At 66.9% G+C, this 25,809-nt stretch carries 24 protein-coding genes; 13 read left to right on the forward strand and 11 right to left on the reverse strand.

From position 1 onward, the window contains the following. Positions 1 to 55 precede the first annotated feature (55 nt). Positions 56 to 3,013, forward strand: coding sequence for an ATP-binding protein (locus AB4Z10_RS02655; protein WP_441468799.1), 2,958 nt, complete (start codon positions 56 to 58; stop codon positions 3,011 to 3,013). A 133-nt stretch (positions 3,014 to 3,146) separates the two neighbouring features. Here AB4Z10_RS02655 and mgtE read toward each other — a convergent pair whose 3' ends face one another. After that, positions 3,147 to 4,514, reverse strand: coding sequence for a magnesium transporter (gene mgtE / locus AB4Z10_RS02660; RefSeq protein ID WP_441468800.1), 1,368 nt, complete (start codon positions 4,512 to 4,514; stop codon positions 3,147 to 3,149). A 336-nt stretch (positions 4,515 to 4,850) separates the two neighbouring features. Between mgtE and AB4Z10_RS02665 the strand changes: the two genes are divergently transcribed. The 8 genes from AB4Z10_RS02665 to AB4Z10_RS02700 all read left to right on the forward strand — a co-directional run bounded on the left by AB4Z10_RS02665 (position 4,851) and on the right by AB4Z10_RS02700 (position 11,932). Continuing rightward, entirely contained in the window at positions 4,851 to 5,513 is a 663-nt protein-coding gene (locus AB4Z10_RS02665) for a glutathione S-transferase family protein (RefSeq protein WP_441468801.1), read from the forward strand. 72 nt (positions 5,514 to 5,585) lie between these two features. Further along, positions 5,586 to 6,512 carry a DMT family transporter gene (locus AB4Z10_RS02670; protein ID WP_441468802.1) on the forward strand — a complete coding sequence of 309 codons (927 nt, stop codon included), beginning with the start codon at positions 5,586 to 5,588 and terminating at the stop codon, positions 6,510 to 6,512. A 126-nt stretch (positions 6,513 to 6,638) separates the two neighbouring features. After that, on the forward strand, positions 6,639 to 7,625 hold the full coding sequence (locus AB4Z10_RS02675) for a LysR family transcriptional regulator (protein ID WP_441468803.1): 987 nt from the start codon (positions 6,639 to 6,641) through the stop codon (positions 7,623 to 7,625). Continuing rightward, positions 7,625 to 8,143 carry a tripartite tricarboxylate transporter TctB family protein gene (locus AB4Z10_RS02680; protein ID WP_441468804.1) on the forward strand — a complete coding sequence of 173 codons (519 nt, stop codon included), beginning with the start codon at positions 7,625 to 7,627 and terminating at the stop codon, positions 8,141 to 8,143. Before AB4Z10_RS02675 ends, AB4Z10_RS02680 begins: the two co-directional genes overlap by 1 nt. Before the next feature lie 3 nt (positions 8,144 to 8,146). Next, the gene (locus tag AB4Z10_RS02685; protein WP_441468805.1) at positions 8,147 to 9,658 is read left to right on the forward strand and encodes a tripartite tricarboxylate transporter permease; all 1,512 of its coding nucleotides are present in this window, start codon (positions 8,147 to 8,149) and stop codon (positions 9,656 to 9,658) included. 65 nt (positions 9,659 to 9,723) lie between these two features. Beyond that, entirely contained in the window at positions 9,724 to 10,698 is a 975-nt protein-coding gene (locus tag AB4Z10_RS02690; protein WP_441468806.1) for a tripartite tricarboxylate transporter substrate-binding protein, read from the forward strand. Positions 10,699 to 10,937: 239 nt separating this feature from the next. Further along, on the forward strand, positions 10,938 to 11,369 hold the full coding sequence (locus AB4Z10_RS02695; protein ID WP_441468807.1) for a DUF1236 domain-containing protein: 432 nt from the start codon (positions 10,938 to 10,940) through the stop codon (positions 11,367 to 11,369). Positions 11,370 to 11,506: 137 nt separating this feature from the next. Beyond that, entirely contained in the window at positions 11,507 to 11,932 is a 426-nt protein-coding gene (locus AB4Z10_RS02700) for a DUF1236 domain-containing protein (RefSeq protein WP_441468808.1), read from the forward strand. A gap of 152 nt (positions 11,933 to 12,084) precedes the next feature. On the opposite strand, the gene upp is transcribed toward AB4Z10_RS02700, so the two are convergent. The 6 genes from upp to AB4Z10_RS02730 form a co-directional block, all read right to left on the reverse strand. Continuing rightward, entirely contained in the window at positions 12,085 to 12,726 is a 642-nt protein-coding gene (gene upp, locus AB4Z10_RS02705) for a uracil phosphoribosyltransferase (RefSeq protein WP_441468809.1), read from the reverse strand. 40 nt (positions 12,727 to 12,766) lie between these two features. Further along, the gene (locus AB4Z10_RS02710) at positions 12,767 to 13,984 is read right to left on the reverse strand and encodes a URC4/urg3 family protein (RefSeq protein ID WP_441468810.1); all 1,218 of its coding nucleotides are present in this window, start codon (positions 13,982 to 13,984) and stop codon (positions 12,767 to 12,769) included. 31 nt (positions 13,985 to 14,015) lie between these two features. Next, positions 14,016 to 15,278, reverse strand: coding sequence for a GTP cyclohydrolase II (locus tag AB4Z10_RS02715; protein ID WP_441468811.1), 1,263 nt, complete (start codon positions 15,276 to 15,278; stop codon positions 14,016 to 14,018). Positions 15,279 to 15,377: 99 nt separating this feature from the next. After that, positions 15,378 to 15,539 carry a Thivi_2564 family membrane protein gene (locus AB4Z10_RS02720; RefSeq protein WP_091855869.1) on the reverse strand — a complete coding sequence of 54 codons (162 nt, stop codon included), beginning with the start codon at positions 15,537 to 15,539 and terminating at the stop codon, positions 15,378 to 15,380. 364 nt (positions 15,540 to 15,903) lie between these two features. After that, positions 15,904 to 18,282 carry a glycine--tRNA ligase subunit beta gene (gene glyS / locus AB4Z10_RS02725; protein ID WP_441468812.1) on the reverse strand — a complete coding sequence of 793 codons (2,379 nt, stop codon included), beginning with the start codon at positions 18,280 to 18,282 and terminating at the stop codon, positions 15,904 to 15,906. Then, positions 18,282 to 19,199 (reverse strand): glycine--tRNA ligase subunit alpha, encoded by a 918-nt coding sequence (locus AB4Z10_RS02730; RefSeq protein WP_441468975.1) that lies wholly within the window; start codon positions 19,197 to 19,199, stop codon positions 18,282 to 18,284. The genes glyS and AB4Z10_RS02730 overlap by 1 nt, the downstream gene beginning before the upstream one ends. A gap of 255 nt (positions 19,200 to 19,454) precedes the next feature. Here AB4Z10_RS02730 and AB4Z10_RS02735 point away from each other — a divergent pair, with 255 nt between their 5' ends. From AB4Z10_RS02735 to AB4Z10_RS02745, 3 genes are all read left to right on the forward strand, one after another. Further along, a complete protein-coding gene (locus tag AB4Z10_RS02735) occupies positions 19,455 to 19,724 on the forward strand; it encodes a hypothetical protein (protein WP_441468813.1) in 270 nt (89 codons plus the stop codon). A 132-nt stretch (positions 19,725 to 19,856) separates the two neighbouring features. After that, a complete protein-coding gene (locus tag AB4Z10_RS02740) occupies positions 19,857 to 20,132 on the forward strand; it encodes a hypothetical protein (protein ID WP_441468814.1) in 276 nt (91 codons plus the stop codon). A gap of 154 nt (positions 20,133 to 20,286) precedes the next feature. Beyond that, positions 20,287 to 20,577, forward strand: a complete 291-nt coding sequence (locus AB4Z10_RS02745) for a hypothetical protein (protein WP_441468815.1) — start codon at positions 20,287 to 20,289, stop codon at positions 20,575 to 20,577. Positions 20,578 to 20,642: 65 nt separating this feature from the next. Here AB4Z10_RS02745 and AB4Z10_RS02750 read toward each other — a convergent pair whose 3' ends face one another. Together AB4Z10_RS02750 and AB4Z10_RS02755 are read right to left on the reverse strand one after the other, a co-directional pair. Next, positions 20,643 to 21,413 carry a tRNA1(Val) (adenine(37)-N6)-methyltransferase gene (locus tag AB4Z10_RS02750; RefSeq protein WP_441468816.1) on the reverse strand — a complete coding sequence of 257 codons (771 nt, stop codon included), beginning with the start codon at positions 21,411 to 21,413 and terminating at the stop codon, positions 20,643 to 20,645. Further along, on the reverse strand, positions 21,406 to 21,630 hold the full coding sequence (locus tag AB4Z10_RS02755) for a putative signal transducing protein (protein ID WP_441468817.1): 225 nt from the start codon (positions 21,628 to 21,630) through the stop codon (positions 21,406 to 21,408). The genes AB4Z10_RS02750 and AB4Z10_RS02755 overlap by 8 nt, the downstream gene beginning before the upstream one ends. A 140-nt stretch (positions 21,631 to 21,770) precedes the next feature. Between AB4Z10_RS02755 and AB4Z10_RS02760 the strand changes: the two genes are divergently transcribed. After that, positions 21,771 to 22,787 (forward strand): polyprenyl synthetase family protein, encoded by a 1,017-nt coding sequence (locus AB4Z10_RS02760; RefSeq protein ID WP_441468818.1) that lies wholly within the window; start codon positions 21,771 to 21,773, stop codon positions 22,785 to 22,787. Positions 22,788 to 22,804: 17 nt separating this feature from the next. On the opposite strand, the gene AB4Z10_RS02765 is transcribed toward AB4Z10_RS02760, so the two are convergent. Together AB4Z10_RS02765 and AB4Z10_RS02770 are read right to left on the reverse strand one after the other, a co-directional pair. Next, entirely contained in the window at positions 22,805 to 23,674 is an 870-nt protein-coding gene (locus tag AB4Z10_RS02765; RefSeq protein WP_441468819.1) for a 4-(cytidine 5'-diphospho)-2-C-methyl-D-erythritol kinase, read from the reverse strand. Positions 23,675 to 23,710: 36 nt separating this feature from the next. Beyond that, on the reverse strand, positions 23,711 to 25,477 hold the full coding sequence (locus tag AB4Z10_RS02770; protein ID WP_441468820.1) for a tetratricopeptide repeat protein: 1,767 nt from the start codon (positions 25,475 to 25,477) through the stop codon (positions 23,711 to 23,713). Positions 25,478 to 25,809 lie beyond the last annotated feature (332 nt).

A 25,809-nucleotide genomic window follows, 5' to 3' on the forward strand; every position in this document is an offset into this window, starting at 1 on the left:
GAGCTATTAAGCATTCATTAGGTATAACAGGCGCGGATCGAACGAGCGGGCAGGCATGAGCGAATCCGGAGAGGACTGGACGCGACGGGGCGTGGCGGCGGCTGAAGACGCCGCCCTTGCGTCCTTTGCCGCGGGCGGCGCCCTGCTGCTCTGGGACGCGGCCGTCGGGCGCCCCGGCTTCGCGAACGACGCCGGCTGGTCACTGCTCGGCGGCAAGGCGGCCGATGCCATTCCGAATCAGGCGCGGCAGCGGCTCGATGCGCTCGCCGGCGGCCTTGCCTCCGCGGCCGGTATCCGCCTCGAACGATTGCGCCTGACGTCCGGCTTCGCAGCCATCCCCGTCACCTGCGGCTGCAAGCTCCTGCCCTGCCCGGACGGACAGACTGTCCTGGCGATCGCCATCCCCGGTGCCGAGCTGCGCCGCCTTGGCATCACGATACCTCCGAAGGCTGAGCCGACGCCGGCCATACCGGCGACGGCCACGCCGTCGGCGCAGACCGATTCGCCCACCTCGCCGCGGCCGTCGACGATCCGCTTCCTCTGGCAGAGCGACGGCGAGACCCGGCTGACCAAGCTGTCCGACCAGATCGCCGCCCTGACGGGCGCCGACGCAGCAGCCAGGCTGATCGGCCAGCGCTGGCACGATCTCCTCGGCTCCACCATTCTCGACCGTGACGGCGGACTGATCGAGCGGCTCGGCACCGCCACGACCTGGAGCGGCCACAACCTGCTCTGGCAGACAGATACGCCCGGTGAAGGCGCACGCGTCGAGCTGTCGGGCGTGCCGATCCTCGATGCGGCGCGCGCGCTCGCCGGCTTCCGCGGCTTCGGCATCGCCCGATTGAACGAGCGCGAACCGTTCCCTGCGTCCGGTGTCGCGCCTGAACAGGCCGCGGCGGACGCGCCTGTTGCGCCAGCGGAAGCCACCCTAGCGGACGAGGACGCGAATCAGCAGGAAGAAGCTGCCAAGGCGACGCATGCCATTGCCGACGTAGAGGCGGGATGGTCGCAAGCCGACGAGGCAGACGAGCCGTCAGAGGAGCGCGCGGCAGAGCGCGAAGTGGCGCCTGAAGCGGAAAACCTCCCTGACGAGAGCGGCGAGTTTCCGCTCTCGGAGCTGGGAGGGCGCGACGAACCCGAAGCGTCCCCCGCAGATCAACCGGAAGACGAGCAGGCTGCTCCGCGGACGAAGGCGCCCTCCGACAACATCGTTCCATTGCGCAACGGCGGCACGCTGACGACGCTGCGCCCTCTTCTCGAGCCGTCGAAGCCGCATCTGAGCTCGGCCGAGCGCAATGCCTTCCGCGAGATCGCCAAGGCGCTCGGTGCGCGCCTGGCCGGCGACGAAGAGCCCAGCGGCCCGCGCCTGCCGCCGGTAGCGCCGCTCCAGGTCAAGGAACAGGAAGAGGCCGCCGCCGTCGCTGAGAAGCCGGCAGCGGAGGCCGAAACGGTCACGGCCCCGGCGCGGCAGCGGAACTCCCATGCCGACGTGCTCGACCGGCTGCCCATCGCGGTCCTGGTCAACCGCGGCGACGAGGCGCTCTATGCCAACCGCACCCTGCTCGCGCTGCTTGATTTCGCCGACCTCGCCGACCTGAAGGCCGGCGGCAATGTCAGCCGGCTGATCAAGGAGGCGTCGCGGGCCGATGGCGGCGCGATGACGCTGATCGACCGCCTCGGTCATCTGGTCAGTGTCGATGCCGTGCTCTCCAGCGTGAGCTGGCAGGACGAGCCGGCAACGCTGATGGCCTTCCGCCATCCGAACGGCGGCGGTGGCGAAGTACCAGTGCTGACGCCGGAAGAGGCGGAGGAAGCCGAACTCGCTGCGGAATTCGCGGCCGAGGAGGCGGAATCGGCCGCCCGCGTGGAAGCGCTCAGGCTCGACGCCGAAGCGCGCGACGGCCGCATCGCCGAGCTCACCGCCATGCTCGACACGGCGACCGACGGCGTCGTTACCGTCGACGATCGCGGGCGCATCCTGTCGCTCAACAAGGCTGCCGAAGCGCTGTTCGGCTACGACCAGCGCGAGGTCACCGGCGAGCTGTTCACGCTGCTCTTCGCCAGCGAGAGCCATGCGCCAGCACTCGATTACCTCGAGGGGCTCAAGGGCGGCGGCGTCGCCTCGGTGCTGAACGACGGGCGCGAGGTCCAGGGCCGGGTGCGCCAGGGCGGCAAGATCCCGCTGTTCATGACCATGGGCCAGATCGCGCATGGCACCGAGCCGCGCTTCTGCGCGGTGCTGCGCGACATCACCGCCTGGAAGAAGACCGAGGGCGAGCTCGTCGATGCCCGCAAGGCAGCCGAGATGGCGAGTGCGCAGAAATCGGATGTGCTCRCCAAGATCAGCCACGAGATCCGCACGCCGCTCAACGCCATCATCGGCTTCGCCGAGGTGATGGCCGAGGAGCGCTTCGGACCCATCGCCAATGAGCGCTACAAGGAATATCTGCGCGACATCCATCAGTCGGGCGGCTACGTCATCAGCCTCGTCAACGACCTGCTCGACCTCGCCAAGATCGAGGCCGGCAAGCTTGATCTCGACTTCGTCAGCGTCAACCTGAACGAGATCGCGCTGTCGACCGTGGCGCTGCTGCAGCCCGAGGCACAGCGCGGGCGCGTCGTACTGCGCTCCGGCCTGTCGCCGAAGCTGCCGCCGGTGGTCGCCGACGAGCGCTCGATCCGCCAGATCGCGATCAACCTGCTGTCGAACGCGGTGAAGTTCACCGATGCCGGCGGGCAGGTCATCATCTCGACCGCGCTCGGCGATCAGGGCGAGGCGATCCTGCGGGTGCGCGACACCGGCATCGGCATGGATGACGACGAGCTGAAGCTCGCGCTCGAGCCCTTCCGGCAGGTGCCGACGACGCGCCGCGCCGGCGGCACCGGCCTCGGCCTGCCGCTGACCAAGGCGCTGGTCGAAGCCAACCGCGCCGCGATGTCGATCACCAGCGTCAAGAAGGAAGGTACGCTGGTCGAGATCACCTTCCCGCCGCAGCGCGTTCTGGCCAGCTGATCTTACGTTTCAAACGCTCGGCATGCTCGGGCTCGCCCCGAGCATCTCGTGACCGGTAGGTGCAGGAACCTCTTCCTACCTGAGATTCTCGGGTCGAAGCTGCGCTCCGCCCGAGAATGACGGGCCTCTTCGGTTAGAGCAGCGTCCCGGTCAGGATCGCCGCAGCGACACCGAAGTAGATGATCAGACCGGTGACATCGACCAGCGTGGCTACGAAAGGTGCCGAGGCGCTGGCGGGATCGAAACCGAGCCGCTTCAGCGCGAAGGGCAGCATCGAGCCGGCGAGCGAGCCGAAGGTGACGATACCGACCAGCGCGCCGCCCACCGTCGCGGCGACAAGCATCCAGTGCGGTCCGTAGTCGTAGAGACCGAGCCACTGCCACACCATGATCCGAACCACGCCGATCACGCCGAGAATGGCGCCGAGCGTGAGGCCGGTCGGCAATTCGCGCAGTGCGATCCGCCACCAATCTTTCAGCGTGACCTCGCGCAGCGCCAGCGCCCGGATGATCAGCGAGGTCGCCTGCGAACCGGAATTGCCGCCCGAGCTCATGATCAGCGGGATGAACAGCGTCAGCACGATCGCCTTTTCGAGCTCGCCCTCGAAGTATTGCATGACCGAGGCGGTCAGCATCTCGCCGACCAGCAGGATCGAGAGCCAACCGGCGCGCTTGCGGATCATCGAGAGGAAGCCGATCTCGTTGTACGGCTCGTCGAGCGCCTCCATGCCGCCGAGCTTCTGCACGTCCTCCGTCGTCTCGGCGATCATGGCGTCGATCACGTCGTCGAAGGTGACGATGCCGATGATGTGCTCGTCGGCGTCGACGACGGGAACGGAGAGCAGGTCGTATTTCGTGATGAGCCGCGCCACATCCTCGCGATCGACCTCGGGGGCAACGGTGATCGGCTTGTGCGCCGGAACGACCGACTCGACCGGCGCCTCGGGATCGCCGGCGATCAGGCGCCGCAGCGAGACGGCGCGGACCAGCTTGCGCGTCACGGAATCGAGCACGTAGATCGCATAGACCGTCTCGCGCGAGCGCTCGACGCGGCGGATATGGTCGAGCGTCTGCTGCACCGACCAGTTGTTCGGCACGCTCACGAACTCGGTCGTCATGATCGAGCCGGCGCTGTGCTCGGGATAGGCCAGCAGCTTCTTGAGATCGGAGCGGGTCTGGCGGTCGATGCGGCCGCTCAAGCGCTGACGTGTCTCCTCGTCGAACTCCTGGAAGACGTCGGCCGCGCGGTCCGCCGACATGGCCGACAGCAGCGCGCCGGCGCGCCCATCCGGCAGCAGCGCCAGCGCCTCGGCGGCAGCGGTGAACTCGGGCTGATCGAGCACCTCGACGGCACGGTCGAAAGGCAGCTCCGCCAGGACATGGGCGATCGTCGCCTCGTCCTGTTCGTTCAGCGTCTCGACGATGTCGGCGACGTGCTCTTGCGCCAGCGTCTGGGCCAGCGTCACGGCGAGGAGGTCCGTCGTGGCGACAGTATCATTCATGGCTCTGTTCCTTGCGATCGGGCCGTCATGGCCGGATCGCAGGCGAGCCGGACAACCCGGTCAGGCGCGCGAGGCGGCGGCAGACGGCTTCGACTGTCGGCTGGGACTGTCGCTGGGCATCGGGTTGAGGTTTCCTGTGAGCAGCCGGCCACGCGGGCCGGGAGCAGGAGGGCCAATGCACCCGCAAAGCGCCCGCGTCAAACGGTTTTTTGCATGCGGCAATCGGGGGCTTCCGCATTGGCGCAGCGCGATCCCGCGCCTAATGTCGCAGCGACGGAATCGGCGCCTTCGCCGGCTCAAGTCGCCAGCTCGCCATCTCTCACCGGAATCCCGCCGATGTCCCTGACGATCTACGGTTGCTATCGTTCGCGCGCCACGCGCGTCATCTGGCTCGCCAACGAGCTCGGTCTGCCGTTCACGCACGTGCGGGTTATCCAGGCCTATCGCGTGCCGGATCAGAACGCACCCGGCGTGCCGCTGCATACCCGCAGCGCCGAGTTCCTGAAGATCAACCCGAATGGCCACATCCCCAGCATCGACGATGACGGCTTCAAGCTGCACGAATCGCTGGCCATCAACCTCTATCTCGCGCGCAAGCATGGCGGGCCCCTGGCACCGCAGAACGCGCAGGAGGAAGGCCTCGCGGTGATGTGGTCGCTCTGGGCGGCGACGGAGTGCGAGACCCACGCGCTCAACCTGCAGTTCCACCTCGCCGCCTATCCGCCGGAGAAGCGCAAGCCGGAGCTGGTCGAGGCGGCGCTTACAGCCCTGCCCGGCCCCTTTGCGGTGCTCGACAAGACGCTGGCCGAGGGCAACGGCTATGTGATGGGCGGCCGCTTCACCGTCGCCGACATCAACGTCGCCGAGATCATCCGATATGCGAAGCCCGCGACGCAGCTCTTCGACGCCGCTCCGCGGGTCAAGGCCTGGCTCGATGCCTGTCAGGCGCGGCCGGCCTTCCAGGCGATGTGGCAGGCGCGCGACGCCGAAGCCGCCTGAAACAGAAAACGGGTGGAGAACGAGCCGGGGCGAGCCTATCGCTCCGGCTCGTTCCTTTTCAGCAGGCTCGCCATGTCCTCCTCCCCCACTTCGCAGCCTGCCATGGATCTCAGCGACTGGCTGCTGCTCCTGCTGCTCTCGGTGCTGTGGGGAGGCGCCTTCTTCTTCGGCAAGATCGCCGTCGCCGAATGGCCGCCGCTGGCCGTCGTCCTCGCGCGCGTCGGCATGGCCGCAGCGGCGCTGCTCGTTGTCGTCAGGCTGTCGGGGTTGTCCATGCGCGTCGGCAGTCGGATGTGGCTCGCTTTCTTCGGCATGGGTCTGCTCAACAACCTGATCCCGTTCGGACTGATCTTCTGGGGCCAGACACAGATCGCCAGCGGCCTCGCCTCGATCCTCAATGCCACGACCCCGCTCTTCGGCGTGGTCGTCGCCCATCTCTTCAGCCAGGACGAGAAGGCGACGGGGCTCAGGTTCGCCGGGGTCGGCGCCGGCATCGTCGGCGTTGCGATCCTGATGGGCCCTGATGCCGTCGGCGGCCTGTCGGGAGCGCTTCTGCCGCAACTCGCCTGCCTCGCGGCCGCCCTGTCCTATGCTTTCGCAGGCCTTTTCGGCCGGCGCTTCCGCGGCCTGCCGCCCCTCGTCACGGCGGCCGGGCAGGTCAGTGCCACGACGCTGATGGCCATCCCGCTCGTGCTTGCCTTCGACCCGCCCTGGCAGCTGCCTACCCCAAGCACCCGGGTCGTGCTCTCGCTTGTCGGACTCGCACTGCTTTCGACAGCTCTCGCCTATGTCATCTTCTTCCGGATCATGCGCCGCGCCGGCGGCACCAACGTCATGCTGGTGACGTTCCTGATCCCGGTCAGTGCGATTCTGCTCGGTTCGCTTTTCCTCGGCGAGGCACTGCAGCCGCGGCATTTCCTGGGGATGGCCGCTATCTTCGCCGGGCTTGCCCTGATCGATGGAAGGCTGTTTCGGAAGGCACGGACACGGCCGGCATGAGCCGAAGAGTTTATTGCCAAAAAATTATGAATTGCAGTAGGGTCGACTTGTCGGCTGGAGGCGCTAAGGGCACGTGCCACTGACAGAGATATCGCGGGAAGCGATACTGGGGAACAGGGGACGGCCATGGACGTGCGGCAACTGCGATGTTTCATCGCGGTGGCAGAGGAGCTGCATTTTGGCCGCGCGGCCGAGCGGCTCGGCGTCGCGCCTCCCGCCCTGTCACGCCAGATCAGCGCGCTCGAAGACGAGCTCGGCGTCAGCCTGCTGACGCGTACCACCCGCCAGGTCGCGATGACCCGCGCCGGGTTGATCATGCTCGAGGAAGCCAAAAGCATTCTCGTCAAGATGGAGCATGCATCCCGGGCCGTGCGCGAGGCCTCTCTTGCCTCGGGCAAGGTGCTGCGCGTCGGGGCGATCGACGCAGCCTCGTCCAGCTTCGTCCCTGAAGCGCTGGTAGCCTTCCGCGCCCGCTTCCCCGGCATCGAGATCAAGTTCGTCGAAGCGATGACGGCTGCGCTGGTGCAAATGCTCGAGTCCGGCAAGCTCGACCTCGCGCTCACCCGCCCGCCGCGCAAGCCGACGGACTGCGCCTTCGAGATCCTGCGAGTGGAGCGCCCGCTCGTAGTGCTCAACGAGGCCCATCCACTCGCCGCCCGCGAGCACCTGACGATGCTCGATCTCGTCGGCGAGCCCTTCGTCGTGCCGTCCAAGCGCATCCGCCCCTACGCCTACGATCTCGTCATGGCCTATTTCGAGAGCGTCGGCGCGGTGCCCAACGTCACCATCGAGGCAACCGAGAAGCCGGCGATGATGTCCGCAGTCGCGGCCGGGCTCGGCATGGCGCTGGCGCCGGACTGGGTCTCGCGCCTCTCCTTCCCCGGGGTGACGATGCGGCGGCTACGCGGCGCGCTGCTCGACCCGCCACCGCCAGGCGCGCTGGTCGGCGTGGCCTGGCGTCCCCAGCAGAAACTGCCGGCGCGCGACGATTTCCTGGCGATCCTGCGCGAAAGCGTGACCTTGCTCGACGAGCGCCACAGCGTTCCCCTCTCCCCTTCCCCCAAAACGCAGAAACGGACCGCCCGCCCCGGGTCGCCAGTCGGAGGAGCCTGATGAGTCTCAATCAGATAGAACGGGCGCAGGGTTTGCGCATACGATCGACGCAGGATCTGGCCGGCGGCCTGTTCATGGTGGTGCTGGCGATCGGCGCCTACATCTTCTCCTGGGATCTTCCGGTTGGAACGCTGCGCCAGCTCGGCCCGGGCATGCTGCCGAAGGCCTTCGCGGTGATCTGCGGTGCGCTCGGCATCATGCTCGCGCTCGCCTCGCTGCGCTACAACGGCGAGAGCCTCTCGGGCTGGTCTTGGAAGGGCATCTTCTTCGCACTCGGCGGCGCCTGCCTGTTCGCGCTGACCATCCGCGGCTTCGAATTCGGCCCGATCCAGGTCCCGGCGCTCGGCCTGCTCGTCGCCGGGCCGCTGCTCATCTTCATCTCCGGGCTGGCCGCGGATGACCGCAAGCTCAAGGAACTGCTGATCTTCGCGATCGCGATGTCGGCGGCCTGCATTCTTCTCTTCAAATACGCGCTGAGCCTGCCGATCCCGCTCGCGCCCTGGCTCCTGGGTATCTGAGCGATGATGGAGACGATCTCCCACCTTGCACTTGGCTTCGGCGTCGCGCTCACGCTCAAGAACATCGCGCTTTGCTTCGTCGGCTGCCTTGTCGGCACGCTGATCGGCGTGCTGCCCGGCGTCGGCCCGATCGCGACGATCTCGATCCTCCTGCCGATCACTTTCGGCCTCGACCCGACCGGTGCGCTGATCATGCTGGCCGGCATCTACTACGGCGCCCAGTATGGCGGCTCGACCACCGCGATCCTGGTCAACATCCCCGGCGAGGCAACCTCGGTCGTCACCACGCTCGACGGCCACCAGATGGCCAAGCAAGGGCGTGCGGGCGTGGCGCTGGGCACGGCCGCGATCGGCTCCTTCGTCGCCGGCTGCGTCGCCACCGTCATCATTGCGGCACTCGGTGCGCCGCTCACCAAGATGGCGCTGCTGTTCGGCCCCGCCGAGTATTTCTCGCTGATGGTGATGGGCCTGTGCTTCGCAGTGGTGCTGGCGCGCGGCTCGATCCTCAAGGCCTTCTGCATGATCATGCTGGGGCTGCTGTTCTCGACCGTCGGCACGGATCTCGAAACGGGTCAGGAACGGCTCACCTTCGGCATTCCCGCGCTTGCGGACGGCATCGACTTCTCGGTTCTGGCGATGGGTGTGTTCGGATTCGCCGAGGTGCTGCGCAACCTCGAGAGCCCGGAAGCCCGCGACGTGGTGAAGGGCAAGATCGGCCGGCTGCTGCCCGGTTGGGAGGACATCAAGCAGTCGGCAGCGCCGGTGCTGCGCGGCACCTTCATCGGCAGCATCCTCGGCATCCTGCCCGGCAACGGCGCGGTGCTCGGCCCCTTCGCCAGCTACACCATCGAGAAGAAGATCGCCAAGGACCCGTCGCGCTTCGGCAAGGGCGCTATCGAGGGCGTGGCAGGACCTGAATCCGCCAACAACGCCGGCGCCCAGACCGCCTTCATTCCGCTGCTGACGCTCGGTATCCCGCCGAACGCGGTGATGGCGCTGATGGTCGGCGCGATGACCATCCACGGCATCATTCCCGGCCCGCAGGTGATGACCCGCAACCCGGACCTGTTCTGGGGCATGATCGCCTCGATGTGGATCGGCAACCTGATGCTGCTCATCATCAACCTGCCGCTCGTCGGCATGTGGGTGAAGCTGCTCCAGGTGCCCTACCGACTGATGTTCCCGGCGATCCTGATCTTCTGCTGCATCGGCATCTACTCGGTGAACAACCAGCCGCTCGACGTCGCCTTCACGGCACTGTTCGGCCTGTTCGGCTACCTTCTGATCAAGCTCGGCTTCGAGCCGGCGCCGATGCTGCTCGGCTTCGTGCTCGGCAAGCTGATGGAGGAGAAGCTCCGGCAGGCGCTGATCATCTCGCGTGGCTCGTTCTACACCTTCATCGACTATCAGAACCGGCCGATCTCGCTCGGCCTGCTGATCGTCGCCGTCCTCGTGCTCGCGATCGCCCTGCTGCCCTCGATCTCGAAGAAGCGCGACGAAGTCTTCACCGAATGACGGGGTTGCCGCCACGGCGGCAATCCCTCCAATTTCGTTTCAAGCAATCTCTGGGAGGAATGCTGATGAAGAAGTTCGTTCTCGGCCTCGCCGCAGCTGCGGCGCTGGCCTTAACCGGTGGCGCACAGGCGCAGAGCTATCCGACGAAACCGATCACCATGATCGTACCCTTCGCGGCCGGCGGGCCGACCGACATCATCGCCCGCATCGTCGCCGATCACATGTCGAAGACTCTCGGCCAGCAGATCGTGATCGAGAACGTCGCTGGCGCCGGCGGCACCACCGGCATCGCGCGCGCCGTCACGGCCGCGCCCGACGGCTACACCATCGCGATGGGCCATCTCGGCACCTTCTCGGCGGCCCCCGCCACCTATCCCGGCCTGAAATACGACCCGATAAACGGCATGCAGACGATCGGTCTGGCCGGCGGGACGCCGATCCTGATCGTGGCGCGCAAGAATTTCGAGCCGAAAGACCTCAAGGAATTCGCCGCCTATGTGAAGGCGAACCCGGACAAGGTGAACGAAGCCCATGCCGGCCTCGGCTCGGTCTCCTGGACCACCTGCACCCTCCTCAAGGGCGTCCTCGGCACGCCGAAGATCAACGCCGTCGCCTATCGCGGCACCGGGCCTGCGCTGAACGATCTCGTTTCCGGTCAGGTCGACTTCATGTGCGACCAGATCGTCTCCGTCGCCGAGCAGGTCCGCGCCAACTCGATCAAGGCCTATGCCGTCGCCTCGGCGCAGCGCTCGCCGGCCCTGCCCGACGTGCCGACCACGAAGGAAGCCGGCCTGCCGGACTACCAGATCGAGGCCTGGAACGGGATCGCCGGCCCGAAGGGCATGCCGAAGGAGGCCGTCGACAAGCTGGTCGACGCGCTGAACAAGGCGCTCAACGACGAAGGCACCAAGAAGCGCCTGCTCGACCTCGGCACCGTTCTGCCGACGGCTGAGGAGCGCACCCCGGCAGGCTTCGCTGCTCTGATCAAGCGCGATGCCGACAAGCTGACGCCTGCGCTTTCGGCAGCCCCGAAGCAGTGAGATAAGGCCAATTCCATCGTCTTCGCGGCGGGCCTCGTGCCCGCCGTTTTCATTTCCAGCGAACATCCGCGCCCGGCGAGCGCCCCTCCGCCCCTCCGCAATGAACTGACAAGTCGTTGTTGCGCCTCATCTTCTCGACACTGATTGCAAACGTTAACATCTCGTGACCCCGTTTTTGGGGAACTGTTTCGGCTTGCTGCGGTTTTCCTTCCCGAAGTTCACTTCGAAAGGAGAACGTCATGCTCAAGAAGCTCGCTCTTGTTACCGTATTGACCATTACTCCGGCGATTGCCTTCGCCCAGAGCCAGCCTTCGGGGGGTGCGGTCGGCGGTGCGACCAGCGGTGCAGCTGCCGGCGCCGTCGGCGGCGCCGTGGTCGGCGGCCCTGTCGGAGCAGTTGTCGGCGGCGTCGGCGGCGCCGTGGTCGGCGCGATCGTCGGCGATGCTGCGGAGCCGCGCTTCCGCACCTATGTCGTCGAGCAGCGCGTCCCGTCCTATGCCTATGCCGAGCCGGTCGCGGTCGGCACGGTCCTGCCGGCGCAGGGCGTCGTCTATCACCGCGTACCGGCCGAGTACGGACCGTCCGCCTCGCGCTACAACTACACGGTGGTGAATGATCGCACGCTCATCGTCGAGCCGCAGACGCGCCGCGTGGTCCAGATCATCGAGTGACGCTCGTCTCTCGGCACAGAACGGCCCGCTCCAGCAACGGGGCGGGCCATTCTCGCTTTTGTGATCGTCGAGGCACGGAACTGCCGCAGAAGGCGCGCATTCTCGTACCGGGGCTAGGCAGATATCGGAGGTCGATCATGATCAAGCGGATTCTACTGGCTGCCGCTTTTGCAGCCATTCCCGCAACCGTTTTCGCACAGAGCATGGGACCTATCATCCGCGACCCCGCCAGCGGCGGCTTCACTCATGACCCGGCCCTCGTCGGCACCGAGACGAATATGATGCCGTTCGACGTATTCGCTCCGCCCCTCAGGCGGGATCCCGCCGGCGGTACGATGATCAACGACGACGCAGGGTTCCGGACGTATGTGATGGGACAGCATATGCGGTCGTATCGCTATGCAGAACCGATCGGGGTCGGCACCGTGCTACCGGCGCGGGGCGTGGTCTATCACAACGTGCCGGCGGCATATGGCGCGCCCGGCTATCGCTATACGATCGTGAACGGCGAAGCCGTCGTCGTCGAGCCGCGCACCCGCCGCGTGGTCGAAATCATCGAATGACGCTCGATCGCCGCGCGCCCCGTCGGACGCGATGGCGGCGATCCATCTATTTGTTGTCGCATCGGACTTTCCGAAAAGGGGATGCTGCTTTTCGGGCCGATGCCATAGGCGGCAAAGGCCCGTGCCAGTGACGGCATGGGCCTTTTCGGCGCTCAGCGCGTACCGAACATGCGATCGCCCGCATCCCCGAGACCCGGCATGATGTAGCCGTGCTCATTGAGGCGTTCGTCGATAGCGGCGGTCCAGATGCGGACATCGGGATGCGCGCTGCGCAGGTGAGCGATGCCCTCCGGCGCCGCCAGCAGGCAGACGAAGCGCAGATCCCGGGCGCCCCGCTCCTTGAGACGCTCGACCGCAGCCACGGCGGAATTGGCGGTGGCCAGCATCGGGTCCATCACCACGATCATGCGGTCGGCGATGTCCGACGGTGCCTTGAAATAGTACTCGACCGCCTGGAGCGTATCGGGATCGCGGTAGAGGCCGATATGGGCGACGCGCGCGGCCGGCACCAGCTCCAGCATGCCGTCGAGGAAGCCGACGCCCGCCCGCAGGATCGGCGCGAAGACCAGCTTCTTGCCGGCGATGACCGGCTGCATCGAGGTCGTCAGCGGCGTCTCGATCTCGATCATCTGGGTCGGCAGATCGCGCGTCACCTCATAGCAGAGCAGCATGCCGATCTCGTTGAGAAGCTGGCGGAAGCTCTTGGTGGAGCGGTCCTTCTGGCGCATCAGCGTCAGCTTGTGCTGGACCAGCGGGTGATCGACGACAGTGACGCCGTCCTGGCTCGAAGTCATACGCCGGCTACCCCTTTATCTCTCGCATCTTTGCTCACCGTCAAAATACCGTGCCATCGCTGACAATGGTCAAGGGCGGACCGCCATCCACACGCTTTTCACGCGCGATCCGCCGGCCCGCGGCCCAGGTCCCGCCTTCGAGCACCTTGGCAAGCGGCAAATCCTCGCGCGAGCGGCCGAGGCGCTTGCGGATCAAGAGGCCGATCTCGTCGAGCAACGCCACCGTCAGCGCCCGCCATTCGACGACCAGCGGCGATGCGACCTCATGCGACTTCGTTCGATCCGCCTCGTCCCTCAGCGCGATCACGCCGCTGTCGAGGAAGAGCCCGCCATTGCGATACTCGGGCAGGCCGGTGAGATCGTCGATGTCGATGACGGCAATGCCGGCCCATTGCAGCGGCTCGATCAACGAGTAGGTCAGCCATTGCGACAATTTGTGGAAAGGTACGAGCCCTTCCGTCACCTCGCCGGGCGCGATCAGGGGGTGACGCCAGGTATCGCCGAGCGCGACGCCGGCGAGCGTCAGGCGCGAAGGCCAGATGCCACCGAAGGTCGCGAGCACCTCGCCTAGCATATGCGCGGCTCGCAGCGTGCCGGTGTCGGCGGCGGCTTCGAAACGATCGAAGAGTTCGCCGGGGCGCGACAAGCCCTGCTTTTCCATCTCCTCGCCGAGGCGGTTAAGGAGGGCGGCACGCCCTTCGAGCGCGAGCAGCGGATTGTCCGGCCCCGCCTGGAAGCCGCGCGCCAGCGTCGCCGCATCGAGGTGCTTCAGCCCGGCCGCATCGGCGCGCAGCGGATCGGCCGGATCGCTGGAGAACAGGCCGGCGGCGAACATGTCGAGCGAAGCGAGCGCCAGACCCTCGGAACGGCCGATGTCGCGGCCCGTCGCGGCGTCGCGATAGCGCCAGTCCTGGCCGGCACCGGCATCGAGCAGGACGCTGACCACGGCAAGATCATAGGCGGCGCGGCCACGGGCAGCCGGGTCCGGGAAGCCCCTCGCCTGATCGAGCCGCTGCCAACGATCATCGCCTGCGACCACAAAATGGCGCCAGCGCGCATGGAAGGGGATCTCGAGCGTGGGATAATTCGCGCGGATGGTCTCAAGCACATAGTCCGCGCAGGCTTCCAGCCGCTCGGGCTGGACGCTGAAATGGAAAAGCTTGCCGGCGAGTCCCAGCTCGAGCATCTCCCGCGCACGCTCACGCACGGCGGCAGGTTTCAACAGGGCGCGGAACGCCTCGGGATCGCGGTCAGGCATCGTCAACTCGGGGGACGTGAGCGGGGCGGGATCAGAACTTGTCGAGGTCACGGCCGACGGTGGCCTTGAGCGCATTGTCTCCGGGCGTGCCTTCCGGCGAATAATAGCCCGCGGCCTTCTTGGCCTCGATCTCGACCGAGGCGTCGGGTGGAATCAATTCGGGCGGGATGGCGACGCGCTCGCCGATGGTGATGCCGCTCTCGACCATGGCGTCGTACTTCATGTTCGACATCGACATCAGCCGGTCGATATGGGTGACGCCGAGCCAATGCAGCACATCCGGCATGAGCTGCTGGAAACGGGCATCCTGTACGCCGGCGACGCATTCGGTGCGCTCGAAATAGGTCGCGGCGGAATCGCCGCCCTCCTGGCGCTTGCGGGCGTTGTAGACGAGGAACTTCGTGACTTCGCCGAGCGCCCGACCCTCCTTGCGGTTGTAGACGATCAGCCCGACGCCGCCGCTCTGCGCCTCCCGCACGCATTCCTCGATGCCGTGGATGAGGTAGGGCCGGCAGGTGCAGATGTCCGAACCGAAGACGTCCGAACCGTTGCACTCGTCATGGACGCGGCAGGCGATGCGTGTTTTGCGGTCGGCAAGGCCGGAGACCTCGCCCATGACATAGGCGGTGATCGAGCCGATCGGCGGCAGAAAGACCTTGAGGTCGGGCCGCGTCACCAGCTCGGGATACATGCCGCCCGTCTGCTCGAAGAGCGTGCGGCGCAATTCGTTCTCGGTCGTGCCGAAGCGCTCGGCGATGCCGGGCAGGTACCAGACCGGGTCGACCGCGATCTTGGTGACGGAGATGTCGCCGGAGGGATGCAGGATGTTCCCGTCCGCCGCCAGCCGGTGCGCGGCCATGGCCGCGAGAATCTCGGGCAGGTTGAGCCTGGCCTTGGTGATGGCGATCGAGGGGCGGATGTCGATCCCCTCCCCGATCAGCTTGCCGAAATCCTGCGCCACCGTATGGCCGAAAGGATCGAGCGAGACGATCTTCCTGGGATTGGCCCATTGCGGCTGCGGCGCGATCTCGGCCGTCGGGTAGGTGTTGGTGAGGTCCGGGCGCTGCGAGGGGTTCATCGCGCGGGCCGAGATCGCCAGCGCACGGTAGACCGAATAGGAGCCGCCATGAGCGCCGATGACGTTGCGGTCGCCCGGGTTGGTGGTCGAAGCGATGATCGGGCCGCGCTCGGCAGCGGTGGCTGCGCCCCATCGGATCGGAAAGCGAACGGCCGCGCTGCCGGGCTCGGGATGGGAGGTCAGCCTGATATGGCCGGTACGGTTCGGCGCGTTCATGGTCTTGCCCTGAAACAGGAAAGGGCCCCGAGACGGGAGCGTCCGGGGCCCTCTGGACCTATTCAAGTCTGTACCAGCGCGCGGGCGCCGTCAATCGCCTTAGAAAACAGCGAGATAGCGCAGAAGCGAGATGATGCCGATCACGATCACGATGATCTGCACGACGTTCTTGATCTGCCCGTCAAGCGGAAGCATCCGCACGAGATAGAGCACGAGGCCGATGACGAGAACGGTGATCAGCAGCGAAATCAGAATGGACATGCTTTCAGCCTTTTATCTCGGCCGGTGGCCGGCCCCCCGGGAGCCCTGCCGCGACGCATTCGCGACCTGTCAGCCCCCGCGGACAGAACGTCGCAGGGTGGGAATAGGTTCCGGTGAGGGGTTTGCCGGCGAAGGGCCGGGCGGGCTCGCCAGGGTAGCGCCCACCGTCATGGCCGGGCTTGTCCCGACCATCCACGTCTTCCTCCGTCGAAACCGTGTTCAAGACGTGGATGCTCGCCACAAGGGCGAGCATGACCCGCGCCCGTCATTCTCGGGCGGAGCACAGCGTAGACCCGAGAAACTCAGGATCAGAAGGCGCTGGTTTCCGAGATGCTCGGGTCAAGCCCGAGCATGACGGCGGGCGTCAGCCCGCGATGCGATCGAAATCCGCGACCGCGCGGGTCGCCTGGCGCAGCTGGTTGAGCAGCTTCAGGCGGTTGGCGCGCTGGGCCGGATCGGGATCGTTGACCGTGACCTTGTCGAAGAAGGCATCGACCGCCGGGCGCAATTCGGCGAGCGCCGCCATGGCGCCCTCATAGTCCTCGGCGGCGACGGCGGCCTCGGCCTTCGGCGTCGCCTGCGCCAGCGCTACGGCGAGCGCCTTCTCCTCGATGAGGCCGGCGGCGGCGATGAGGTGCAGGTCCGGCGCGCCAGCAAAGGCGCCCTCCCCGTCCTTCTTCTCCTCGGCCTTGAGGATGTTGGCGGCGCGCTTGTAACCCGCGAGCAGATTCTTGCCGTCCTCGGTGTCGAGGAAGCGGCCGAGGGCGGCGACGCGGCGGGTGATGAGGAGGAGGTCGTCGTTATCCGACGGGCCTTCGCCGATCACCGCATCAACGAGATCATGCCGCGCGCCCTGTTCGCGAAGCATGACCTTCAGGCGGTCGTGGAAGAAGGAGAGGAGATCGGCTGCAACTTCCTTGGGTCGAAAAGCCCATTTCTCACCCAATACAATCTGCATTTTGCTGCCGGACGGGTCTGTAGAAAGTCTGTTGGTCCCGAACTGAATTCGGTCGATGTAAAACGAGCTATTCGACGCGGCAGCCTTTGCGACCTCACGCTGAGAACCGACTTCTGGGAAGTCTTCAGAGTGCCAGCCTAACATGAAGCGATCAGGCTGTAGTGCGGCCACGAACAAGCTCTCGATAACCTGCCCGACATAGGCGACAGGGCTAAAGCGCACTCCATTCTCAACCACCAACCGGATCACACCCAGGGCCGCTCGCCTCAGCGCGTAGGGGTCCTTGCTGCCGGTCGGCTTCTCGTCGATGGCCCAGAAGCCGACGAGCGTGTCGAGCTTGTCGGCCAGCGCCACCGCGACCGAGACCGGATCGGCCGGGACGCGGTCGGATGGGCCGAGCGGCTTGTAGTGCTCCTCGACCGCAGCAGCGACCGAAGCGTCCTCGCCCTGCAGCTCGGCATATTTCCGGCCCATCAGGCCCTGCAATTCCGGGAACTCGCCGACCATCTCGGTCGGCAGGTCGGCCTTGGCGAGCTTGGCGGCGCGCTCGGCCTTCTCGGGATCGGCACCGACGATGGGCGCCAGCTCCCTGGCCAGCGCAGCGATACGCTGGACGCGCTCGCCTTGCGTGCCGAGCTTGGCGTGGAAGACGACGCCGAGCTTGTCGAGCTTGGCCATGCGCTGGTCGAGCGGCTTGGCCAGATCGAGACCGAGCTTTGCAGCGCTCTCTTCGAAGGTGCCAAGGTCCGGCAGCGAGCCTCGGTCGGTCTGCCAGAAATAGGCGGCGTCCGAGAGGCGGGCACGCACGACGCGGCCGTTGCCGGCGGTGATCGCCACGCCGCCATCGCTGGCGAGGAGGTTCGAGACCAGGATGAAGCGATTGGCAAGATCGCCTGTCGCGGGGTCGCGCAGCACGAAGCATTTCTGGTTGGCGCGGATGGTGGCGCGGATCGCCTCGCCGGGAATGTCGAGGAAGCGTTCCTCGAAGGAGCCCATCAGCACGACCGGCCATTCGACGAGGCCGGCGACCTCCTCCAGCAGCCCCTCATCCTCGACGAGATCGAGTCCCTGCGCGAAGGCGAGGTTGCGGGCGTCGGTGAGGATGATCTCCTTGCGGCGATCGGCGTCGAGCACGACCTTCGCCTTCTCCAGCGAAGTCACATAGTCGTCGAGCCGTTTCACCGTGATCGGGCCGGGCGCGTGGAAGCGGTGGCCATGGGTGACGTTGCCCGAGACGATGCCGTCGACTTCGAAGGGCACGATTTCCGGGTCCTCGGTCTCGGCGCCGAAGGTGCAGAGGATCGAGTGCAGCGGACGCACCCAGCGCAGGCTGGCGCCGGCGGCCGAGGCCTTGCCCCAGCGCATCGATTTCGGCCAGGGGAAGGAGCGGATCACGGCCGGGACGATCTCGGCGATCGCCTGAACGGTCTCCTGCCCGGGCTTCTCGATGATGGCGACGTAGCTGTCGCCCTTCTTCGGATCGCTGACGATGGTTGCCTGATCGAGCGAGGTCAGCCCTGCCGCCTTGAGGAAGCCCTGCACGGCGGCATCGGGCGCGCCGACGCGCGGACCTTTTCGTTCCTCGCGCACGTCGCGGCCGCGCACGGGCAGGCCGGCGATGTGCAGCGTGAGGCGGCGCGGCGTCGCGAAGGCCTTGGCGCCCTCATAGACGAGACCGCGCTCGACCAGCGCGTCGGTGACGAGCTTCTTGAGGTCCTCGCCGGCCTTGCGCTGCATGCGCGCGGGAATTTCTTCCGAGAACAGTTCGAGCAGAAGATCGGGCATCACGCAGCTCCCCCGCCGGCGGTCTTCAGCCAGGCCGCGCCGCAGGCCTTGGCGAGTTCACGCACGCGCAGGATGTAGCTCTGCCGCTCGGTGACCGAGATCACGCCGCGCGCGTCGAGCAGGTTGAAGATGTGGCTCGCCTTGATGCACTGGTCATAAGCCGGCAGGGCGAGCTGGTGGCGAGGCTGGTTGGCGCCGGAAGCCGGCTCGCCGGCTGCGAGCAGCGCCTTGCACTCGGCCTCCGCATCCGAGAAATGCCGAAACAGCATCTCGGTATTGGCATGCTCGAAATTGTGCCGCGAATATTCCTGCTCGGCCTGCAGGAAGACGTCGCCATAGGAGATGCGGTCCTCGCCATCGAGGCCATTGAAGTTGAGGTCGTAGACGTTCTCAACGCCCTGAACATACATCGCCAGCCGCTCGAGCCCGTAGGTCAGTTCGCCCGCGACCGGCGCGCATTCGACGCCCGCGACCTGCTGAAAGTAAGTGAACTGGCTGACTTCCATGCCGTCGCACCAGCATTCCCAGCCGAGGCCCCAGGCGCCGAGCGTCGGGCTCTCCCAGTCGTCCTCGACGAAGCGCACGTCATGCAGGCCGAGATCGACGCCGATCGCCCTGAGCGAGTCGAGATAGAGCTGCTGCAGGTCCGGCGGCGACGGCTTCAGGATGACCTGGAACTGGTAGTAATGCTGCAGGCGGTTGGGGTTCTCGCCGTAACGACCATCCTTGGGGCGGCGCGAGGGCTGGACATAGGCCGCCTTCCATGGCTTCGGCCCGAGCGCGCGCAGCGTCGTCGCCGGATGGAAGGTGCCGGCGCCAACCTCCATGTCGTAGGGCTGGAGCACCACGCAACCTCGCTCGGCCCAGAAGCGCTGCAGCGTCAGCAACAGCCCCTGGAAGGAGCGGGTCGGGTCCATCGCCGGGGAGGAAGCCGGGATGGTGGAAAGCGAGTGTGGCACGGGGGCGGACAAATGCCTGCAACCTTCCAATAACAAAGGAATGGCGGTGATTAGGGTTCGGGCCAGCCATGGTCAAGCGCGGGCCGGAACCGGAACCGGACAGATTTCGTTCATACCCGGTCTGCTAACCACGAGACGACCGCATGGTCCGCAATGTTCGGGGGCGAGCATTTGATGGCGGGCCAGCGGCTGGATTAACAAAGGAGTACGCCCATGTTGACAACCCGCATCATTGCCGCCGCCTTCGGCGCAGCAACCTTGCTCGGTGCCGCCATGAGCAGCGCCCCGGCCTCCGCAGCCCCGATTTCGGCCGGTTCGGCCCTGGGTGCGGGCGCCGAGACCGGTCTCGTCCAGCAGGCCTGGCACCGGGGTCGCCCGCATTACGGCCCGGGCCGCCCGCATGCTCGTCGCTGCTGGACCGAAACCCGCCGCGTCTGGAACGGCCACCGCTGGATCGTGCGCCAGCACCGCGTCTGCCGCTAAGCCGGCCACCCGCCTCGATGAAGGCAAGCTGAACGGCGCGGTTTCGCGCCGTTCAGGTGAAACGGCCCAAGTTCCTTGTAGGGACGACAAGTCGTCCATCGGCACGGCCGATGGCTATCGATGGAGAACACGATGTTCCGGACAACGCTTCTCGCGGCTGCCGTGACAGGCGCGCTTGGCGGCTTCGCCATGATGGCCGCCCCGGCCTCGGCCGCTCCGATCGCAGCTCCGGCCGGGCAGACTGCGCAAGCCGGCCAGGGCCTAATCGAGCAGGCTCAATACTACTATCGCGGCCCGCGCCGCTATTATGGCCCGCGCCCCTACTACCGTCCGCGCTGTTTCTGGTCGGAACGCCGCGTGTGGAACGGCTGGCGCTGGGTGATCCGCCCTGTACGGGTCTGCCGCTGAGGCTGACGCATTGCGGCCATGATTGGCCGCTCAATGAAGGCTGGCTGAACGGCGCGGTTTCGCGCCGTTCAGGTTAAGGGGGATAGTTTCCCCTCCCATGGACGGCGTTGGTCACCGCAAGCCATGACCGCCGACGCCATCGCAGGAGGATATCATGTTCAAGACGATGCTTCTCTCCGCCGTGACGGTCGGCACGCTGGGCGTTGCAGCCCTGAGCGCCGCTCCGGCCTCCGCCGCGCCGGTCGCGGCTGCGCCGCTGGTCGATGCTGCCGGCGGCATGGTGCAGCAGGCCCAGTACTATTACGGCCCGCGCCGCTATTACGGCCCGCCGCGCCCCTATTACGGCCCGCGCTACTACGGCCCGCGCCGCTACTATGGTCCGCGCTACTACGCCCCGCCGCCGCCTCCGCCGCTCTTCGCGCCGCCGCCGCGCTACTACTGGTAAGCCGCCAGGTCACCGCTATCGCATCGGATTATTCCGAAAAGTGGATTCCACTTTTCGGTCCGATGCTAAAGGCGCGCCTGCCCGCGATGCACGGCCTCGCTCTCCGCCGTGAAGCGGCCGTCGAGCCCGTTGATCACGAAGGCCGGCAACAGCTCTGCCGGCCTTCTGCTGTTCAGCACCGCCGTGACGACAACCCGAATCGCCGGCCTGTCGGCGACGCCATGGACGGGCCGGATCGTGACAGTGCCGAAGCCTGAGCCCAGGCCCGCAAGCAGATCCGGCAGCGCCTCGGCCCGATGGATGATCGCGAGCAGGCCGCCGGGCTTCAGTGCCCGCCGCGCGGCACGCAGCCAGGGCTCGAGATCGCCCTCCGCCACATGAGCCGCCCGGCGGTTGGGCGTCGGCGAGGCGCGCGTTCCACCCTGCGGATAGAAGGGCGGGTTCATCGCGACCGCATCGAAGGAAGCCGGCTTCAGGCCCGCCGATTCCAGTTGCGCCGACGGCGCGGTGACATCGGCCGCGATGACAATCCCGCGACCGGCCATGCCGTTCAGCGCGATGTTCTGCCTCGCCAAGGTCGCCAGTTCGGGATCGCGCTCCAGCAATGTGACGCGCAAGGCAGGGCGCAACAGCGCAGCGGCGAGCCCCACCGTCCCTACGCCCGCGCCGACATCGAGGAGCGTTCCGCCATCGAGCTCGGGCAGCGCCGCAGCGAGCAGGATGGCGTCGGTGCCGGCGCGGTGGCCCTTGCGCGGCTGGTGCAGGCGAAGCCGGCCGTCGAGCAGCCGATCCTCGACGATTTCACCCAACGCAAGCGGTGTTTTCACCTCACTCATCGCGCAGCTCGGCTCCGTAACCGGCTTCGATCAGAAGAGCCCGCGCCCGGCGCTTGTCCGCGGCGCGCACGAGGAGCCGGCGTGGAAAGGCGCCGGTCATGCCCTCCAGGGCGCTCATATGCTGGTCCGCGATCAGGCAATCCAGCCCGGCTGATTCCAGCAGGGCCTCGACGGCGCCGAGCAGGATGAGGTCGTTGGTGCGCATGAGTTCGTGCATCGCCCCATGGAGCCCGACCCGCCCCCTTCGCGCAAGCTGCGGCGTCGCGACGGTTTGCAGGGGGCTGGCGTCCCATGCAACGGTTGTGGCATGGCTGCGGGGCGTCGCCCTGGCGCGAGAATCTGATCCGGAGTGCTTCAGTGGGTGTCGTCGTCTCCCTCGAGGAACGGGAATCGAATCAGGCGAGCATCGAGCCGCTAGTCGCGTTGGCGCGCGCCGACATGGAGCGGGTCAATGCGATGATCCTGTCGCGCACCGGCTCCGAGGTCACGATGATCCCGGAGGTCGCGAACCATCTGATCTCCTCGGGCGGCAAGCGCCTGCGGCCGATGCTGACGCTCGCCATGGCCGATCTCTGCGGCTACCGGGGCGAAGGCCACGTCAAGCTCGCGGCGTCCGTCGAGTTCATGCACACCGCGACATTGCTGCATGACGACGTCGTCGACGAGAGCGACATGCGCCGCGGCAAGCTCGCCGCACGCATGCTCTGGGGCAACGAGGCGAGCGTGCTCGTCGGCGATTTCCTGCTCGGCCAGGCCTTCAAGATGATGGTCGAGGTCGGCTCGCTCAGGGCGCTCGACATTCTCTCCACGGCCGCGGCGGTGATCGCCGAGGGCGAGGTTCTGCAGCTCTCCGTCGCCAAGAACACCGAGACGACAGAGGACGAGTATCTCTCGGTCATCCGCGGCAAGACGGCGGAGCTCTTCGCCGCGGCCTGCGAGGTCGGCCCGGTGATCGCCAATTCCTCAAAGGCGGACGCCGCCGCCTGCCGCAGCTACGGGCTCAATCTCGGCATCGCCTTCCAGCTCATCGACGACGCGCTGGACTATGGCGGCGTCGCGGCGAAGCTCGGCAAGAACACCGGCGACGATTTCCGCGAGGGCAAAATCACCTTGCCCGTCGTGCTCTCCTTCCGCCGCGGCGACGAGGCGGAGCGCGCCTTCTGGAAGCGCACCCTTCAGGACGGCGAAATTCGCGACGGCGATCTGGAAGAAGCGCAAGCGATCATGCGTCGGCACAAGGCGCTGGACGACACCATCGCGCGCGCCGAACACTATGCCCGCATGGCCAAGGATGCGCTCGGCCTGTTCCCGGCCTCGCCGATGAAGCAGGCGCTCAACGCCGCCGTCGATTTCTGCGTGGCGCGGGCACACTGAAGCCGCGCCGGCGCGGCTCAACGCAGCAGCGTCGGCTTCACCCACCAGTCCGGACGAGCCTTCGCCAGCGCGCGCGCAGCCTCGGCGCTGGCCGAGCAATCGTCGAACAGCGCAAAGCAGGTCGCGCCCGACCCGGACATGCGCGCAAGCCGGCAGCCCGACAAGCCGGCCAGCCGCTCCACCACCTCGTCGATCGCCGGTGCGACACGCCGGGCCGCCGCCGTCAGATCGTTCTGGGAGGCGGCGAGCGCCTCGAAGAACTCCCCTCTCGGCACCGAATCAGGCGCGGTACGCGAGACCGTCATTTTTTGCCCCGGCTCCAGCCCCAGGGTGCGAAAGACCGCGACCGTCTCGACCGCCACGCCCGGGTTGGCCAGCACGGCGAAAAGCGGCGGCAGGTGCAGCACCGGCCCGAGCCGCTCGCCGACGCCGGCCATCAGCCGCGCCCGCGAATCAAGGCAGACCGGCACGTCGGCGCCGACTTTCGCGGCGACGCCCAGCAGAGCCTGATCGGTTTGAGCAATGCCGTTCAGGCGCGCGACCAGACGCAGCGCCGCGGCAGCGTCAGCCGAGCCGCCACCGATCCCCGAAGCGACGGGCAGTCGCTTGACGAGATGGAAGCGCCCCAGACGCAGGCCGGGACGGACTGTCGCGAGCGCGCGCGTAGCACGCAGGACGAGGTTGTCGTCCTCGGCAGACAGCCCCGCCGCGCGCGGACCGGCGAGGGACAGAGAGAGCGGCGCATCCGGCTCCAGCGTCAGCTCATCCCCGACCCCGGCGAAGGCCACCAGGCTTTCGAGCTCGTGATAGCCGTCCTCGCGCCGGCCCAGGACCCGCAGGTCGAGATTGACCTTGGCGCGCGCGCGCGTCGTTAGCGGTAGAGCCACAGCCGCTCCCGGTTCAGCCCCGCGCGGTGATCAGCGTCAGCCGCCGTCCTTCTTGGCCTCGTCGACCACATTGGCCGAAGGATCTTCCAGCCCGCGCTCGATCTTGCGCTGGATCTTCTCGAGATCCTCGGGCTCGGGCTTGAGATCGCGGGCATGGTTCCACTGATACTTCGCCTCGAGCTGGCGGCCCGTGCGCCAATAGACATCGCCGAGATGGTCGTTGATCACCGGGTCCGAGGGGCGCAGCTCGGCCGCGCGCTCGATCTCGCGAGCGGCATCCTCGTAACGGCCTAGCCGGTAATAGGCCCAGCCGAGCGAGTCGATGATGTAACCGTCGCGTGGGCGCAACTCGACGGCGCGGCGCAGCATGCTGAGCCCCTCGTCGAGCTTGAGGTGCTTGTCGACCAGCGAATAGCCGAGATAGTTCAGCACCAGCGCGCGCTCGCGGCCGAGCGGATCGGGCAGCAATTCCAGCGCCTTGCGCAGATCGGCCTCGGCCTCCGGCCACCGGTTGATACGTTCCCGGGCGATGCCGCGGAAATAGTAGAGATCCCAGTTGGCGCGGCCGGGCGAGGCGAGCTTGTCGATGGCCTTGTCGTAGGCGGCGGCCGCCTCGGCGAACTGCTTGCGCGAGCGATAGATATTGCCCAGCGCGGCGAGCGCGTCGACATCGTCCGGCCGTTCCGCGATGACCTTCTGCAGGTGCTTCACGGCCTCGTCGGGCTTGCCGAGGTTCTCCAGCGCGAGGCCCGCCTGGATCTCGGCGTTCGAGCGCAGCGGCGAGGAGGCCGGCATCTTGTCATAGACCGCGACCGCATCCTCGGGCTGGCGAGCCCGCTCGAGGATGTCGCCCAGCGTCAGGATGGCGAGGTCATGACCGGGATCCAGATAGATCGCCATGCGCAGGTAGAGGAGAGCAGCGGCCTCGTCGCCCTGGCGATTGCCGGCGCTGGCGAGCCCGTAGAGCACCTCGGCCGCGCCCTGCTGCGGCGTCTGGATCTGGCGCGGCGGCGCCTCCTTCTTCGAAACCAGCGACATGCCTTCGCGGATGATCGGGTGGTTGGGCAGTAGCCGGTCGAAATCGGCATAGGTCACGGCCGCGCCGGCATAATCGCCGCTGCGGGCCTGGAAGCGCGCCCAGAGATCAACGAGGCGCAATGTGGTCTTTTCGGCGTCGTAGGCGGCCTTCAGCCGCTTTTCGGCCTCCGCCTTGCGCCCGGCGGCGTCGAGAATCAGGCCAGCATGATAGTCGCGGAAGAGGTTGTAGGAGGGCTCGCCCTTCAGACGCTCCAGCGTCTCGATGGCGCGCTTGGAGTTGCCGGATCCAAGATAGGACCAGGCGGAAAGGAGCGTGGCCGTGATGTCGGCCGCCCGGCCGCGACCGCCGCGCTGGAGATGATTGCGGGCGGTCTGGTAGCTCTTCTGCTTGATCGAGCGGATGCCGATGACAAGCTGCGCCAGGCCATTGCTCGGATCCTGCTGGATCAGCTTGTCGGCGGCGCGGAAGGCGTCAGGCATGGCGCCGTCGGCGAGAAAGGCGACGAAAGCGCGCTCCAGCAACTCGCTGTTGCGCGGGTCTTCCCGTACGGCTTCGCGCAGATAAACCGAGGCCGCACCGAGATCGCGCGAGGCACCCGCCACGATAGCGGCGAGATAATTCCCTTCGAGGCTGTCGGCCGGCTCCAGCGAATCAGACGAACGCGGCGCAGTCGCTCCCTGGGCCGCGGCGGCCACCGGCAGAACCATCAACAACGACAAGGCAGCAGCCGTACCGGAGGCACGCACCTTCTTCAGAAATGTCACGACTGCTCTTCTCCCTCGGTCCGCCGCCCAATGCTCCGGGCGCTCATTCGGCGGACCGTGATGGCTCGCGTAGGCCGCCAAGATGGCGGTTTCCGGGCGAGCCGGCAAGCGGGGCTCAGCGCGAATGCGGCGGCTTCGTAGCGGCGGCGCAACAGTCCCAACGAACCCGTTTTCCCCGCAGGGTTCAGCGAGAAAACATTGGTCATCGGCAAAGGATATCGAGTCTATATTTCGTCTGCTTGCAGTTCACGCGGCGACATTATTGGGATCGTTCCAATGAAGAAGATTGTTCTGAGCTTTGCCGCAGTCACTCTTCTCGCCGGCTTCGCCAA

It is taken from the genome of Allobosea sp. RAF48, assembly GCF_052114025.1.
GTDB lineage: Bacteria > Pseudomonadota > Alphaproteobacteria > Rhizobiales > Beijerinckiaceae > Allobosea.

What these genes read in the sequence shown, in the direction of transcription:
- AB4Z10_RS02745 (WP_441468815.1), top strand. Translation starts at nt 20,287, where the DNA reads ATGTTCAAGACGATGCTTCTCTCCGCCGTGACGGTCGGCACGCTGGGC.
- AB4Z10_RS02685 (WP_441468805.1), top strand. Translation starts at nt 8,147, where the DNA reads ATGATGGAGACGATCTCCCACCTTGCACTTGGCTTCGGCGTCGCGCTC.
- AB4Z10_RS02750 (WP_441468816.1), bottom strand. Translation starts at nt 21,413, where the DNA reads ATGAGTGAGGTGAAAACACCGCTTGCGTTGGGTGAAATCGTCGAGGAT.
- AB4Z10_RS02720 (WP_091855869.1), bottom strand. Translation starts at nt 15,539, where the DNA reads ATGTCCATTCTGATTTCGCTGCTGATCACCGTTCTCGTCATCGGCCTC.
- AB4Z10_RS02740 (WP_441468814.1), top strand. Translation starts at nt 19,857, where the DNA reads ATGTTCCGGACAACGCTTCTCGCGGCTGCCGTGACAGGCGCGCTTGGC.
- AB4Z10_RS02695 (WP_441468807.1), top strand. Translation starts at nt 10,938, where the DNA reads ATGCTCAAGAAGCTCGCTCTTGTTACCGTATTGACCATTACTCCGGCG.
- AB4Z10_RS02735 (WP_441468813.1), top strand. Translation starts at nt 19,455, where the DNA reads ATGTTGACAACCCGCATCATTGCCGCCGCCTTCGGCGCAGCAACCTTG.
- mgtE (WP_441468800.1), bottom strand. Translation starts at nt 4,514, where the DNA reads ATGAATGATACTGTCGCCACGACGGACCTCCTCGCCGTGACGCTGGCC.
- AB4Z10_RS02710 (WP_441468810.1), bottom strand. Translation starts at nt 13,984, where the DNA reads ATGCCTGACCGCGATCCCGAGGCGTTCCGCGCCCTGTTGAAACCTGCC.
- AB4Z10_RS02675 (WP_441468803.1), top strand. Translation starts at nt 6,639, where the DNA reads ATGGACGTGCGGCAACTGCGATGTTTCATCGCGGTGGCAGAGGAGCTG.
- AB4Z10_RS02690 (WP_441468806.1), top strand. Translation starts at nt 9,724, where the DNA reads ATGAAGAAGTTCGTTCTCGGCCTCGCCGCAGCTGCGGCGCTGGCCTTA.
- AB4Z10_RS02730 (WP_441468975.1), bottom strand. Translation starts at nt 19,199, where the DNA reads ATGGACCCGACCCGCTCCTTCCAGGGGCTGTTGCTGACGCTGCAGCGC.
- glyS (WP_441468812.1), bottom strand. Translation starts at nt 18,282, where the DNA reads ATGCCCGATCTTCTGCTCGAACTGTTCTCGGAAGAAATTCCCGCGCGC.
- AB4Z10_RS02755 (WP_441468817.1), bottom strand. Translation starts at nt 21,630, where the DNA reads ATGCACGAACTCATGCGCACCAACGACCTCATCCTGCTCGGCGCCGTC.
- AB4Z10_RS02665 (WP_441468801.1), top strand. Translation starts at nt 4,851, where the DNA reads ATGTCCCTGACGATCTACGGTTGCTATCGTTCGCGCGCCACGCGCGTC.
- AB4Z10_RS02670 (WP_441468802.1), top strand. Translation starts at nt 5,586, where the DNA reads ATGTCCTCCTCCCCCACTTCGCAGCCTGCCATGGATCTCAGCGACTGG.
- AB4Z10_RS02700 (WP_441468808.1), top strand. Translation starts at nt 11,507, where the DNA reads ATGATCAAGCGGATTCTACTGGCTGCCGCTTTTGCAGCCATTCCCGCA.
- AB4Z10_RS02680 (WP_441468804.1), top strand. Translation starts at nt 7,625, where the DNA reads ATGAGTCTCAATCAGATAGAACGGGCGCAGGGTTTGCGCATACGATCG.
- upp (WP_441468809.1), bottom strand. Translation starts at nt 12,726, where the DNA reads ATGACTTCGAGCCAGGACGGCGTCACTGTCGTCGATCACCCGCTGGTC.
- AB4Z10_RS02715 (WP_441468811.1), bottom strand. Translation starts at nt 15,278, where the DNA reads ATGAACGCGCCGAACCGTACCGGCCATATCAGGCTGACCTCCCATCCC.